We start from the raw sequence: 12,644 nt of genomic DNA, 5'->3' as shown, positions 1-12,644 counted from the left end.
GGCCTTTCGTCGTTCCCGGTCCGGTTCGAAGGGGCGTCAGCCCCGGCAAGTCGAAGGAAGTGCGTCATGGCCGTCCGTCCCGTGGTGATCACCGGTGATCCCGTCCTCCACCGTCCCGCCGCGAAGGTGGCCCGCTTCGACGAGGAGCTGCGCGCCCTCGTCGAGGACATGTACGAGACCATGGACGCCGCCCACGGCGTGGGCCTCGCCGCTCCGCAGATCGGCGTGGGGCTGCGGATCTTCACCTACACCTTCCAGAACGACGACGGCGTGCCGCCGCGCGGCGTCCTGGTCAATCCCGTCCTAACCCCGGGGAAGATCTCCCAGGACCCGCCGGACCCGGACGAGGAGGCCGAGGGCTGCCTGTCCGTGCCGGGCCACAGCTGGCCGCTCAAGCGCGCGGACTGGGTCCGGGTCGCCGGCTTCGACGCCGACGGCCGTCCGGTGGACTTCGAGGCCACGGGATGGTTCGCCCGGGTCATGCAGCACGAGTACGACCACCTGGACGGCAAGCTCTACGTGGACCGGCTCAACGACCGGTGGGCCCGGAAGGCGCGCAAGGCCGTCAAGGCCGAGGGCTGGGGCCGGGCCGGCCACACCTGGACGCCGGGCGTCGACGAGGACCCGTTCGGCCACTGACCCCCCGGCGGGCCCGGCGCAGGTCCGCGCCCGAGCCCCGGCAGCCGGCCGCGCAGGCCCCTGACCCGGGCTCGACAGTCTCCGGCGCAGGCCCCGGGCCCGAGCCGAGGACCCGCGACCTGCGCGACCGGCCCGCCCCCGGGCTCAGTCCTCGGTGCGCACCACGACGAGCTCGCCCGCCGACCGGGCCGTGGGCTCGGTGAGCTCGGCGTGCCAGCGCTCCCGCGCCGCCGCGAGCAGCTCCTGCGGCGTCCCTGGGCGCTGACCCTCGGCGGCGCGCTCGACCAGGTGCCGGGCGAGCAGCCCGCGGGTGTGCTTGGCCATGTGCGAGACGACCTGCCGCTTCCCGTGACGCTCCCGGACCACCTTCACGCCCACCGTCCGCTCGCGCGGGCCGCGCCACACCGCCGCGTAGGCCGCCGACCGGCAGTCCACGACGATCCCGTCCCCGGCGGCGGGTCCCAGCACGGCCGGAAGGTGCTGCTTCCAGTGGGCGGCGAGCCGGCCGAGCCCCGGCAGCTCCGCCCCCATGGCCAGGCGGTAGGCGGGGATCCGGTCGGCGGGGCGCACCGCGCCCCACAGGGCCGAGACGACGACGAGGGTCTCCGCCGCGGCGGCCCGCTGCGCCCCGGGCATCCCGGCCGGGTCCAGGGCGTCGTAGAGGACGCCGGTGTAGACGCTCAGGGCCGGGGCGGCGGGCTCCGCGCCCAGGCGGGTGTTGCGCTCGACCTCTCCCCGCAGCCGCTCCCCCACGCCCAGCAGCTCGAGCGCGTCGTCGCGGGCGCTCGTCGCGGCCAGCTCGGCCAGGACCTGCTCGCGGGCGGCCGTGAGCTTGGGGAAGGACAGCAGCGCGGGGTCGACGGGCGCACCGGCGTCGGGGGCGGTCTTGGTCTCGGAGGGCGGGAGGAGGATCAGCACCCGCAGAAGTCTAGTGACCCGGCGGGGCCGGTGCGCCCGCCGGGGCGGACCGGGAGCCCCGGCCCGGTCCGGACCCGCTGGTCCGGCGGGTAGGATGGGCGGCGGACAGGTCGGCCGGGTGACCGCGGGCCGCGCAGCTCCGGCTGCCGCGGCGCGAGGAAAGTCCGGGCTCCGCAGAGCAGGATGATGGGCAACGCCCACTCGGGGAGACCCGCAGGAAAGTGCCACAGAAAACAGACCGCCCGCCCCGGTCCGTCCGGGCAGCGGGTGAGGGTGAAAAGGTGGTGTAAGAGACCACCAGCGCGCCGGGTGACCGGCGCGGCTCGGCAAACCCCATCCGGAGCAAGGCCAGACAGGGTGCGTCCGAGGGCTGCTCGTCCGAGCACCCGGGTAGGCCGCTCGAGCCCACCGGCAACGGTGGGCCTAGATGGATGGTCACCAGCACGGCGCGGGCGACCGGCCGTGTGCACAGAACCCGGCTTACAGGCCGGCCTGTCCCCCGCTTCCCTCCCGGCGCCGCCGGCGCGCCCGGCCCAGCCGGGGCCTCAGGAGCGGACGAGGATCACCCCGCACTCCGGGCACGTGAGCACCTCGTCCGCGGCCGCGGCCCGGAACGTCGCGGCGTCCGTGGGGCTGAGCGCCGATCCGCAGGACCCGCACACGGTGCCCCGCAGCTCCGCGGCCGCCGGCCGCTCGGTGCCGCGCCCGGTCCGGATCCTCTCGTACCGCGCCAGCAGGCCGGGATGGCCCACGCCCTCCGTGGCGGCGGTGCGCGTGCCGGCCAGGTCGCCGCGCTCGGCCGTCAGGGTCCGGCCCTCCTCGTCCCGTGCCGCAACGAGACGGCGCGCCTCCGCGTCGGCCTCCTTGAGCCGCGGGGTGATCCGGGCGCGGTGCGCCACGGCGTCGTCGAGCTCCTGCATGATCTCCAGCTCCGCCTCCTCGGCCTCGGCCAGCTGCCGGGTGCGGGTCTCGATCTCGTGCTGCAGACCCATGAGGTCCTTGGCGGATCCGCCCTGCTCGAGGCGCCGGCGGTCCTTCTCGATCGAGGCCTGGACGCGGGCGGCCTTCTGCTCGGCGGCCGCCAGCCGGTCGCGGATCGCCTGCTCCCCGGACTCGAGCTCCTTCGCGGTGGCGATCGCCCGGGCCCGCAGCTGCAGCGCCGCGGCGACCTCGGGGTCGGCCTTCAGCTCCGCGATCCGGGCGGTGATCCGGCGCAGCCGGGCGTCGACCTGCTCGAGCGCCAGCAGGGCTCGTTGCTGCTCAGGCGTGGCGGTGCTCATGCGGGTCCTCCTGCGGTCGGGGCGGCGGGGTCGGGGGCGGAACGGTCGTGGCCGGGGTGGTCCCGGCCGGACCGGACGGGGTCGGACCCGTCGTGGCCGGGGTGGTCCCGGCCGGACCGGACGGGGTCGGGCCCGTCGTGGCCGGGGTGGTCCCGGCCGGACCGGACGGGGTCGGGCCCGTCGTGGCCGGGGTGGTCGAGGCGGAAGTCCCACGGGTCGGAACGCCGGTGCGAGACCTCGACCTCGACGTCGTGGCCGCGGGCGGCGAGCGCCGCCCGCAGCGCCGCGGCGCCCACGGGCAGCCACAGCCACTCGCTCGCGAAGTGGGACAGGTCCACGAGGTACGGCGTGCCGTCGGCCCCGGGCCCCACGGCGGCCTCGCGCGCCTCGGACGCGGGGTGGTGGCGCAGGTCCGCGGTCACGTAGGCGTCGGCCCCCGCGGCCCGCACCGCGTCGAGGAGCGAGTCCCCCGCTCCCCCGCACACCGCGACGCGCCGCACGAGGGCGTCCGGGTCCCCGGCCACGCGCACGCCGTGGGCGGTGGGCGGCACGGCGTCGGCCAGGCGCCGGGCCAGCTCGCGCAGGCGGACGGGACGCGCCAGCTCCCCCACGCGCCCGATGCCCACGGCCGGGTCGTGGGGGTGCGGGGCGAGCGGCGTCGTCGTCGTGAGCCCCGCGGCCCGGGCCACGGCGTCCGAGACGCCGTCCGGGGCCGAGTCCGCGTTGGTGTGGCAGGCGAGCAGCGCGCACCGGTGCTCGATGAGCTCGTGCACCACGGCGCCCTTGAAGCCGTCGGCGGCCACCGAGGTCACCCCGCGCAGGAGCAGGGGGTGGTGGGTGATCAGCAGGTCGGCGCCGGTGGCGACCGCCTCGGCCACGACGTCGGCCACGGGGTCCACCGCGAAGAGGATCCGGCGGACCGGCTGGTCCGGGCGCCCGGTGACGAGCCCGCTGGCGTCCCAGGGCTCCTGCAGGCGCAGGGGCCACAGCTGCTCGACGGCCTCGAGCACCTCCGACAGGGAGGGCGCGGGCCGGGGCGGGGACGTGCTCTGCTCGCTCATGGGGCCAGTCTAGGAGCCGTCCCCGGCGCGGGCCCGGAGGGCCCCGGGAATGATGCGGGCCGTGCGGTGTTGTACGGGTCATGGCCTTCTCCGCGCACGACGACGCACGCCCCGTCCCTGCTCCCGCTCCCGGCGACCCCGCCGGCCCCGTGACCTTCGTGCTCGCCGGCGGGTGCTTCTGGTGCCTCGACGCCGTCTACCGCATCACCCGGGGAGTCACCTCCGTGGTCTCCGGGTACACCGGGGGCGGTCCCGGGCGCCCGAGCTACTACGAGGTGTGCTCGGGCACGACCGGCCACGCGGAGGCGGTCGCCGTGACCTTCGACCCGTCGGTCGTGCCGGCGGACGTGATCCTCGACCTCTTCTTCACCGGCCACGATCCCACCACGCTCAACCGGCAGGGCTACGACGTGGGCACCCAGTACCGGTCCGCCATGTTCTGGGCCGACGAGTCCCAGCGGGAGCTGTTCGAGCGCTCGATCGCCCGGACGCAGCCCGCGTGGGACCAGCCGATCGTCACCACGCTCGAGCCGCTGGGCACGTTCTGGGAGGCGGAGCCCGAGCACCAGGACTTCTACGCCGCCCAGCCCTGGAACGGCTACTGCCAGGTGATCATCAACCCCAAGCTGGCGAAGGTCCGGCAACGTTACTCCGCGTGGCTTACCGCGTAGTAGCGGTTGCGGGGCCTGGCTAGGCTGAGCTAGGACCGCGCCGCCGCGGGCCCCCCAGAGCACCGGCGGCCAGTGCAGCACCCGAGCTCCACCGGAATCCGACACAGAAGCCCGACAGAGAACCGACCACTCAGAAACCGAGGTACGCACATGGCGAAGATCTACAACGACGTCACCGAGATCGTGGGCCGCACCCCGCTCGTCCACCTGAACCGGCTCGACGAGGGCCTGCCCGGCAACGTCGCCGTGAAGCTGGAGTTCTACAGCCCGGCCAGCTCCGTCAAGGACCGCATCGGCGTGGCCATCATCGACGCCGCCGAGAAGTCCGGCCAGCTCAAGCCGGGCGGCACGGTCGTCGAGGGCACTTCCGGCAACACCGGGATCGCGCTGGCCATGGTCGGCGCCGCCCGCGGCTACAAGGTCATCCTGACCATGCCCGAGACCATGTCCACGGAGCGGCGGGTCATGCTCCGCGCCTACGGCGCCCAGATCGTGCTCACCCCGGGCGCCGAGGGCATGCGCGGCGCCGTGGAGAAGGCCCAGGAGATCGTCGAGACGACCGAGAACGCGGTCCTCGCCAGCCAGTTCGCCAACGAGGCCAACCCGGCGATCCACTACGCGACCACGGGCCCCGAGGTCTGGGAGGACACCGAGGGCCAGGTCGACGTGTTCATCTCCGGTGTGGGCACCGGCGGCACCATCACGGGCGCGGGCCGCTACCTGCGCGAGCAGAAGCCGGACGTGCGCCTCGTCGTCGTCGAGCCGGCCGACTCGCCGCTGCTCACCGAGGGCAAGGCCGGTCCGCACAAGATCCAGGGCCTCGGGGCGAACTTCGTCCCGGACATCCTCGACCGCGAGATCTACGACGACGTCTACGACGTGACCGTCGAGGACTCCGTGCGGGTCGCCCGCGAGCTCGGCACCAAGGAGGGCATCCTCGGGGGGATCTCCTCGGGCGCCATCGTCTGGGCCGCCCTCCAGGAGGCCGCCAAGGAGGAGAACCGGGACAAGCTGATCGTCGCGATCGTGTGCGACTTCGGCGAGCGCTACATCTCCACCCTGCTCTACGAGGACATCCGGGGCTGAGCCCAGCGACGCCCGCACGACCCGTCCCCGCCGGGAATAGCGCCGCCTTCCGGTGACGTTGCCCCCGGTGGTGGGCGGGTCGTTCCCGTCCGCGCCCCCGCACGTCCCGCCGGCCCCGGCGGGACACGACCCCGCCCCCGGAAGAACAGAGGACAGCCGTGAGTTTCTGGAGCCGACTCGCCGAGGACCTGCAGACGGCCCGGACGCACGACCCGGCCGCGCGCTCCCGGGCGGAGATCGCCCTCAACTACTCGGGTCTGCACGCCATCTGGATCCACCGGCTGTCCCACCGGCTCTGGCAACGACCCGACCGGCGGCTGCTGGCCCGCACGGTCTCCCAGCTCGGCCGCTTCCTCACCGGCGTGGAGATCCACCCCGGCGCCACCATCGGGCGCCGCTTCTTCATCGACCACGGCATGGGAGTGGTCATCGGGGAGACCGCCGAAATCGGCGAGGACGTGATGATCTACCACGGGGTGACCCTGGGCGGGCGCTCCCTCGAGAAGGTCAAGCGGCACCCCACCGTGGGCGACCGGGTGGTGATCGGCGCCGGCGCGAAGATCCTCGGCCCGGTGGAGATCGGCGCCGACTCCGCCGTGGGCGCCAACGCCGTGGTGGTCAAGGACGTCCCGGAGGACTCGATCGTGACCGGGATCCCCGGCAAGGTCCGCCCGCGCACCCCGGAGAAGCAGCAGCCGCTCGTGGACCCCTCCAGCTACATCGATCCCGCCATGTGGATCTGACCCGCTCTGCGGATCCGAGCCACCATGCGGATCCGAGCCGTCCCGGTCAGCACGACGCCGGCCGGCCGCTCCCGGATCGGGAGACGGCCGGCCGGCGCCGTCGTGCGGGGGTCGGGCCGATCAGGCGACGACCTCGGAGCGGTCCCCGCTCCAGAGGGTGTGGTAGACGCCCTCGGCGTCGTCGGTGCGCCGGTAGGTGTGCGCGCCGAAGTAGTCGCGCAGCCCCTGCGTGAGGGCCGCGTTGAGCCGGGGCCGGCGCAGCGAGTCGTAGTAGTTTAGCGTGGTGGCGAACACCGGCGCCGGGATGCCGCGCTCCACGGCACGGGCCACGACCCGCCGCCAGGACGGCAGGGCGTCCTCGATCGCGGTGACGAACTCGGGGGCGAACAGCAGGTTCAGCGGCTGCTTGTCGCCCTTGTACGCCTCCATGATGACCTCGAGCAGCTCGGCCCGGATGATGCAGCCCTCGCGCCACAGGCTCGCGATCGTGGCGAGGTCCAGGTCCCAGCCGTACTCCCGGCCGGCCATGGTGAGCATGTCGAGGCCCTGGGCGTAGCTGACGAGCTTCGAGGCGTACAGGGCCTTGCGCACGTCCTCCACGAACTCGGGGTCGTGCACGACGTCCTCGGTGGTGCCCCCGACGCCGGCGGGCAGCACGCGCTGCGCCTCGAGGCGCATCTCCGGCTCGGCGGAGGACAGTGCCCGGGCGAAGACGGACTCGGCGATCGCGGTGACCGGGGAGCCCAGCTCGAGGGCCTCCTGGACCGTCCAGCGGCCGGTGCCCTTCTGCCCCGCGGCGTCGACGATCACGTCGATGAGGGGCTGGTCGGTGCGGGCGTCGACCTGGCGCAGCACGTGGGCGGTGATCTCGATGAGGTAGGAGGCCAGCTCGGTGCGGTTCCACTGCTCGAAGACGTCGGCCTGCTCGGCCGGCTCGAGCCCCGCGACGGAGCGGAGCAGCTCGTGCGCCTCGCCGATGACCTGCATGTCGGCGTACTCGATGCCGTTGTGCACCATCTTCACGAAGTGTCCGGCGCCGTCCGTGTCGATCCACGCGCAGCACGGCCTGCCGTCCTCGGCCTTGGCGGCGATGTCCTCGAGGAGGGGGCCGAGGGAGTCGTAGGACTTGGCCGGGCCGCCGGGCATGATGGAGGGCCCGAGCAGGGCGCCCTCCTCACCGCCCGAGACGCCCACGCCCACGAAGTCCAGGCCCTTCTCGGCGAGCTCCCGCTCGCGGCGCCGGGTGTCCTGGAAGTAGGAGTTGCCGCCGTCGATGATGATGTCGTCCTTCTCGAGCAGCGGCACGAGCTGCTCGATGACGGCGTCCACGGGGGCGCCGGCCTTGACCATCACCAGGATGCGGCGAGGGGTCTCGAGGGCGTCCACGAGCTCCTGGAGGCTCTCCGTGCGGATGAACGTCCCCTCGTCGCCGTGGGCGTCGAGCAGGGCGTCCGTCTTTCCGACGGAGCGGTTGTGGAGGGCGACGGTGTAACCGTGCCGGGCGAAGTTGCGGGCGAGGTTGGCGCCCATGACCGCGAGGCCGGTGACGCCGATCTGGGCTTTCTGTTCTGCTGGCATGCCCCCAGCCTACAAACCCCGGGGACCTGCCACGTCCGGTGCGCACTTGTTGCCGCCGCTTCCCGGGGCGGATCGCGCGGGCGGGCCGACGGCGACGTCCGGGAGAGCACCGGCGTCACAATCGCCGCGCGCTCCGCAGGGGCCCCTAGATTGGTCCTGCAGCACGACGAGTCGGGGGGCCGGGGATGAACGCGTGGACGAGGGCACTGGCGGGGGCCGTGGCCGGTGCCGCCCTGTGGTCGGGCGCCGCGCTCGCGCCCGCCGCCGCCGCTGGCGGGGTCGACCTGGTCCTGGGCACCAGGGTGGTGCTCGACGAGGCCACGGTCGGCCAGGCCACCGAGGGGGCCGCCCGGCTGTGCGGGGGCCCGCCCTCCGGCTACGTGAAGCGGGCCCGGAAGGCCGCTCGCACGGGCAGCATCGTGGTCCTCTGCACCCGCCCCGGGAACAAGCAGGTGTACTTCCGCTGACCGCGTGCCGGTTCCCGCGGACGGCCCCGGCGCGTCGTGGTGGGTCCTACCGGGATCGAACCGATGACATCCACGGTGTAAACGTGGCGCTCTACCAGCTGAGCTAAAGACCCTGACAACCGGGTGGGAGGTTTGCGCAACCGCCGGCACCCGGTTCCCGAACAGGCTACCCGCCGCGGCGGACCGGCGCCGACCGGCCGGGGGCCCGCTCCGGTGTGACGTTGCCCATATTCCGCGGGGAGCCTACGGGCGGGCGAGTCGCTGCTCGAGGCCCACCAGGAACTCGGTCGCGGAGGCGTCGACCTTGAGCCGTGCCGCGGCGTCCCCCCGGGTGCGCCCGTGGTTGACGATCACCACCGGCACGTCGGCGCGCACGGCGTGCCGGACGAAGCGCCGCCCCGAGTTCACCGTCAGGGACGACCCGACGACCAGCAGGGCGTCCGCGGCGTCCACCATGCGCAGCGCGCGCAGCACCCGGTGCCGGGGCGCGTTCTCCCCGAAGAACACGACGTCGGGCTTCAGGACCCCGCCGCAGACGGGGCAGTCCGGCACCCGGAACCCGGCCGTGCGCGGCACCACGGCGTCGGCGTCCGGGGCGAACTCGATGTCCTCCGCGGAGGAGATCGAGTCGTAGAAGCCGGGGTTGAGCTCGTCGAACAGCTCGGAGAGCACGGACCGCGGGATCCGGCTGGCGCAGCGCAGGCACCCCACCTGCGTGTACCGCCCGTGCAGGTCCACGACGTTGAGGGACCCGGCGGCCTGGTGCAGCCGGTCGATGTTCTGGGTGACCACGCCCGTCACGGCCCCCGACTCCTCGAGGCGGGCCAGGGCCGCGTGCCCCGGGTTCGGCCGGGCCCGGGCCAGGTGGCGCCAGCCGTACTGGTTGCGCGCCCAGTAGTGGCTGCGCATCGCGGCGCTGCCCGTGAACTCGTCGAACGTCATGGGGGTGCGGGGGGTGGAGCCGGGGCCGCGGTAGTCCGGGATCCCGGAGTCCGTGCTGATCCCGGCGCCCGTCAGCACGGCGGTCCGGCGGCCCGCCAGCAGCTCGGCGGCCAGGGCCAGCCCGGCGTCGAGCCCGGCGGCGTCGGGGTCGGGGAACTGGTCGGGGGGCACGGGGGCGCCGTAGCCGGCGCGGACGGTGGGCATCGTGGCTCGCTCGGGGACCGGGCCGGCCGCGCTCAGCCGGGCAGCCGGGTGAGGGCCGCGCGGTAGGCCTCCAGCTCCCGGGGCACACCGCGCTCGGACCGGAAGGCGTCGACGACGACGCCGTCCGCGTCCAGGACGAACGTGGCCCGCTCCGCGAGGCCGGCCTCCGCGTCGAACACCCCGTAGCGCTGCGCCACGGCCCCGTGGGGCCAGAAGTCGGAGAGCAGGTCGAAGTCGAACGACTCCTCCCGGGCGAACGCCCGCAGCGTGTACTTGGAGTCCACGGACACCGCGAGCAGCCGCACCCCGGCGTCGTCGAACACGGGCAGGCTGTCCTGGAGCCGGCACAGCTCCCCGGTGCACGTCCCGGAGAACGCGAACGGGAAGAACACGATCGCCACCGGACGCCCGCGCAGGCCGCTCAGGGCGACCGGCTCGCCGAACTGGTTCTGGAGGGTGAAGTCCGGAGCGGGGGCGCCGATCTCGAGCATGCGTGGTCTCCTCCGGTGGGTTCCGTGGCGCCCGGTCAGACGTTGCGCTTGGGCATGAGCCGGGTCGCGGCCCAGTCCGCGCTGACGCGCGCGGTCGTGGTCACGTGCAGGCCCGCCGTGGGCGCGGCCTCCTGGACCTCCGCGGGCGGCACGTAGCCGTCGCGCCCGGCCTTCGGGGTCAGCACCCACACCACGCCCCCGTCGTCCAGGGTGGTGGTGACGTCCACCAGCGTGTCGACCAGGTCGCCGTCGCCCTCGCGGAACCACAGGAGCACGGCGTCGACGACCTCCTGGTCCTCCTCGTCGAGCAGGTCCGAGCCGATCACTTCCTCGATGCCGTCCCTCAGGTCGAGGTCGACGTCCTCGTCGTATCCGAACTCCTGGATGTAGTCGCCATCCTTGAAACCGAGCTGGACTACCGCGTCACCCGCGGTGGTCTTGGCCTCGCTCACTGTTCATGCTCCTTCTGGGATCGGGCCGACGAACGACGACCACGCACTGCGTACCGGTGCTGGGCTCCGCCTGCCCGTCGGCGGACCGCGGGGGCCCGGTGGCGGGCCGGATACCGGCTTCACCGTCCAGACAACACCGGATCAGGGACTCTTTCAAGCTCCCGCACGGTGCGGACCGCCGAATCGTGGGGTGACACGTCGTGTGACGGCCCGCCCCGGGTGTGGAAGCATGGTCCCAACAGACACCCCGTGCGCCCGGGTGGCCCTGTCGGCGCAATCCGCACGACGGGCCGGTTCCCGGACGTCCGCCCGCCCCGGGCGGCGTCCGGACGGGCAACGGGTATTTTGAGACTGTCGGACGACCCGGCCGCGTCCTCGCGCGCACCCGCCCGGGAACCTGATCGGGCAACTCGACGAAGAGAGGTTTAACGTGCCTTCATCCAGCAACCACCACATCCTCAGTGGCTTGACCAACAACCTGAAGGACTCCGACGCCGAGGAGACCCGGGAGTGGATCGAGTCCTTCGAGGGCCTGATCGAGACGCACGGCACGGAGCGGGCGCAGTACATCATGCGTGCCCTGCTCCAGCACGCGGGCGCGAAGAGCGTGGGCGTGCCGATGGTGACCACCACCGACTACGTGAACTCGATCCCCGTGGACCAGGAGCCGGAGTTCCCGGGCGACGAGGACATCGAGCGGCGGTACCGGGCGTTCCTGCGCTGGAACGCCGCCGTGATGGTGCACCGGGCCCAGCGCCCCGAGATCGGCGTGGGCGGGCACATCTCCTCCTACGCCGGCGTGGCCACCCTCTACGAGGTGGGCCTCAACCACTTCTTCCGCGGCCCCGAGCACCCCGGCGGCGGCGACCAGGTGTTCTGGCAGGGCCACTCGTCACCCGGCAACTACGCGCGCGCCTACCTCGAGGGCCGGCTCACCGAGGAGCAGCTGGACGGGTTCCGGCAGGAGAAGACCAAGGCCCCGAACGGGCTGCCCTCCTATCCGCACCCCCGCTCCATGCCGGACTTCTGGCAGTTCCCCACCGTGTCGATGGGCATCGGCCCGATGAACGCGATCTACCAGGCGCAGTTCAACCGCTACCTGCACAACCGCGGCATCAAGGACACCTCCGACCAGCACGTCTGGGCGTTCCTCGGCGACGGCGAGATGGACGAGCCGGAGTCGCGCGGCCTGCTGCAGCTGGCCGCCAACGAGAAGCTGGACAACCTCAACTTCGTGATCAACTGCAACCTGCAGCGCCTGGACGGGCCGGTGCGCGGCAACGGCAAGATCGTCCAGGAGCTGGAGGCCTTCTTCCGCGGCGCCGGCTGGAACGTCGTGAAGGTCCTCTGGGGCCGCGAGTGGGACCAGCTGCTCGCCAAGGACGAGGACGGCGAGCTCGTGCGGATCATGAACGAGACCCTCGACGGCGACTACCAGACGTACAAGGCGGAGTCCGGCGGCTTCATCCGCGACCACTTCTTCGGCAAGTCCCCGGCCACCAAGGAGCTCGTCGCGGACATGTCCGACGACGAGATCTGGGAGCTCAAGCGCGGCGCGCACGACTACCACAAGGTCTACGCCGCCTACAAGGCCGCGACCGAGCACCAGGGCCAGCCGACCGTGGTCCTGGCGCAGGGCGTCAAGGGCTACGGCCTGGGCAGCCACTTCGAGGCGCGCAACGCGACCCACCAGATGAAGAAGCTGACCCTGGAGGACCTCAAGGCCTTCCGGGACCACCTGCGCATCCCCGTCTCGGACGAGGAGCTGGAGAGCGACCTCTACGGCGCCCCGTACTACCACCCCGGCAAGGACTCCCCGGAGATCAAGTACCTGCTCGAGCGCCGGAAGGAGCTCGGCGGCTTCGTCCCGGACCGCCCGCACGAGCAGCCCGAGATCGCGCTGCCGTCCGACGACGCGTACCGGTCCGCGAAGAAGGGCTCCGGCAAGCAGATGGCGGCCACCACCATGGCCTTCGTGCGGATCCTCAAGGACCTCCTGCGGGAGAAGGAGTTCGGCCACCGGATCGTGCCCATCGTCCCCGACGAGGCCCGCACCTTCGGCATGGACTCGTTCTTCCCCACGGCCAAGATCTACAACCCCAACGGGCAGAA

Annotated in this window: 13 protein-coding genes, 1 tRNA gene and 1 other RNA gene; 7 read left to right on the top strand and 8 right to left on the bottom strand. The window is 73.1% G+C overall.

Annotated elements, in window-relative coordinates; all coding sequences use genetic code 11:
• Positions 1–66: 66 nt before the first annotated feature.
• Positions 67–639 carry a peptide deformylase gene (gene def, locus RCG67_RS05180; protein WP_368825139.1) on the top strand — a complete coding sequence of 191 codons (573 nt, stop codon included), beginning with the start codon at positions 67–69 and terminating at the stop codon, positions 637–639.
• A 144-nt stretch (positions 640–783) separates the two neighbouring features.
• Here the strand turns inward: def and RCG67_RS05175 are convergent, their stop codons facing one another.
• Positions 784–1,557 (bottom strand): YaaA family protein, encoded by a 774-nt coding sequence (locus RCG67_RS05175; RefSeq protein WP_368825138.1) that lies wholly within the window; start codon positions 1,555–1,557, stop codon positions 784–786.
• Positions 1,558–1,663: 106 nt separating this feature from the next.
• Here RCG67_RS05175 and rnpB point away from each other — a divergent pair.
• An RNA gene (gene rnpB, locus RCG67_RS05170) (RNase P RNA component class A) lies at positions 1,664–2,056 on the top strand.
• A 46-nt stretch (positions 2,057–2,102) separates the two neighbouring features.
• Here the strand turns inward: rnpB and RCG67_RS05165 are convergent.
• Both RCG67_RS05165 and RCG67_RS05160 read right to left on the bottom strand, forming a co-directional pair.
• On the bottom strand, positions 2,103–2,837 hold the full coding sequence (locus tag RCG67_RS05165) for a zinc ribbon domain-containing protein (RefSeq protein WP_368825137.1): 735 nt from the start codon (positions 2,835–2,837) through the stop codon (positions 2,103–2,105).
• A complete protein-coding gene (locus RCG67_RS05160; RefSeq protein ID WP_368825136.1) occupies positions 2,834–3,898 on the bottom strand; it encodes a Nif3-like dinuclear metal center hexameric protein in 1,065 nt (354 codons plus the stop codon). The genes RCG67_RS05165 and RCG67_RS05160 overlap by 4 nt, the downstream gene beginning before the upstream one ends.
• Before the next feature lie 80 nt (positions 3,899–3,978).
• On the opposite strand from RCG67_RS05160, the gene msrA reads away from it, so the two are divergent.
• The 3 genes from msrA to epsC all read left to right on the top strand — a co-directional run bounded on the left by msrA (position 3,979) and on the right by epsC (position 6,398).
• Positions 3,979–4,569, top strand: a complete 591-nt coding sequence (msrA, locus tag RCG67_RS05155) for a peptide-methionine (S)-S-oxide reductase MsrA (protein WP_368825135.1) — start codon at positions 3,979–3,981, stop codon at positions 4,567–4,569.
• A 150-nt stretch (positions 4,570–4,719) separates the two neighbouring features.
• Positions 4,720–5,655, top strand: a complete 936-nt coding sequence (gene cysK / locus RCG67_RS05150; RefSeq protein WP_368825134.1) for a cysteine synthase A — start codon at positions 4,720–4,722, stop codon at positions 5,653–5,655.
• 158 nt (positions 5,656–5,813) lie between these two features.
• Positions 5,814–6,398 carry a serine O-acetyltransferase EpsC gene (epsC, locus tag RCG67_RS05145; protein WP_058874159.1) on the top strand — a complete coding sequence of 195 codons (585 nt, stop codon included), beginning with the start codon at positions 5,814–5,816 and terminating at the stop codon, positions 6,396–6,398.
• Positions 6,399–6,518: 120 nt separating this feature from the next.
• On the opposite strand, the gene gnd is transcribed toward epsC, so the two are convergent.
• The gene (gene gnd / locus RCG67_RS05140; RefSeq protein ID WP_368825133.1) at positions 6,519–7,976 is read right to left on the bottom strand and encodes an NADP-dependent phosphogluconate dehydrogenase; all 1,458 of its coding nucleotides are present in this window, start codon (positions 7,974–7,976) and stop codon (positions 6,519–6,521) included.
• Positions 7,977–8,161: 185 nt separating this feature from the next.
• On the opposite strand from gnd, the gene RCG67_RS05135 reads away from it, so the two are divergent.
• Positions 8,162–8,443: a hypothetical protein gene (locus RCG67_RS05135; RefSeq protein ID WP_058874157.1), complete on the top strand. Its 282-nt coding sequence runs from the start codon at positions 8,162–8,164 to the stop codon at positions 8,441–8,443.
• A gap of 37 nt (positions 8,444–8,480) precedes the next feature.
• Here the strand turns inward: RCG67_RS05135 and RCG67_RS05130 are convergent.
• The 4 genes from RCG67_RS05130 to RCG67_RS05115 form a co-directional block, all read right to left on the bottom strand.
• Positions 8,481–8,556, bottom strand: a tRNA-Val gene (locus RCG67_RS05130).
• A gap of 130 nt (positions 8,557–8,686) precedes the next feature.
• Complete coding sequence (locus tag RCG67_RS05125) at positions 8,687–9,589, bottom strand: NAD-dependent protein deacetylase (RefSeq protein WP_368825132.1); 903 nt, start codon at positions 9,587–9,589, stop codon at positions 8,687–8,689.
• A 32-nt stretch (positions 9,590–9,621) separates the two neighbouring features.
• On the bottom strand, positions 9,622–10,080 hold the full coding sequence (locus tag RCG67_RS05120) for a peroxiredoxin (RefSeq protein ID WP_058874155.1): 459 nt from the start codon (positions 10,078–10,080) through the stop codon (positions 9,622–9,624).
• A gap of 35 nt (positions 10,081–10,115) precedes the next feature.
• The gene (locus RCG67_RS05115) at positions 10,116–10,532 is read right to left on the bottom strand and encodes a DUF3052 domain-containing protein (RefSeq protein WP_058874154.1); all 417 of its coding nucleotides are present in this window, start codon (positions 10,530–10,532) and stop codon (positions 10,116–10,118) included.
• Between the two features lie 430 nt (positions 10,533–10,962).
• Between RCG67_RS05115 and aceE the strand changes: the two genes are divergently transcribed.
• Positions 10,963–12,644 (top strand): pyruvate dehydrogenase (acetyl-transferring), homodimeric type (gene aceE, locus RCG67_RS05110; protein WP_368825131.1); only part of this gene is annotated, 1,682 nt, incomplete at its 3' end.

It is taken from the genome of Kocuria cellulosilytica (assembly GCF_040981245.1).
Taxonomy (GTDB): domain Bacteria; phylum Actinomycetota; class Actinomycetes; order Actinomycetales; family Micrococcaceae; genus Kocuria; species Kocuria cellulosilytica.
This window is presented reverse-complemented; position numbering and strand designations above follow the sequence as displayed.

Excerpts from the sequence above, each read along its gene's own strand:
- def (WP_368825139.1), top strand. The coding sequence starts at position 67 with ATGGCCGTCCGTCCCGTGGTGATCACCGGTGATCCCGTCCTCCACCGT.
- RCG67_RS05165 (WP_368825137.1), bottom strand. The coding sequence starts at position 2,837 with ATGAGCACCGCCACGCCTGAGCAGCAACGAGCCCTGCTGGCGCTCGAG.
- RCG67_RS05160 (WP_368825136.1), bottom strand. The coding sequence starts at position 3,898 with ATGAGCGAGCAGAGCACGTCCCCGCCCCGGCCCGCGCCCTCCCTGTCG.
- msrA (WP_368825135.1), top strand. The coding sequence starts at position 3,979 with ATGGCCTTCTCCGCGCACGACGACGCACGCCCCGTCCCTGCTCCCGCT.
- cysK (WP_368825134.1), top strand. The coding sequence starts at position 4,720 with ATGGCGAAGATCTACAACGACGTCACCGAGATCGTGGGCCGCACCCCG.
- gnd (WP_368825133.1), bottom strand. The coding sequence starts at position 7,976 with ATGCCAGCAGAACAGAAAGCCCAGATCGGCGTCACCGGCCTCGCGGTC.
- RCG67_RS05135 (WP_058874157.1), top strand. The coding sequence starts at position 8,162 with ATGAACGCGTGGACGAGGGCACTGGCGGGGGCCGTGGCCGGTGCCGCC.
- RCG67_RS05125 (WP_368825132.1), bottom strand. The coding sequence starts at position 9,589 with ATGCCCACCGTCCGCGCCGGCTACGGCGCCCCCGTGCCCCCCGACCAG.
- RCG67_RS05120 (WP_058874155.1), bottom strand. The coding sequence starts at position 10,080 with ATGCTCGAGATCGGCGCCCCCGCTCCGGACTTCACCCTCCAGAACCAG.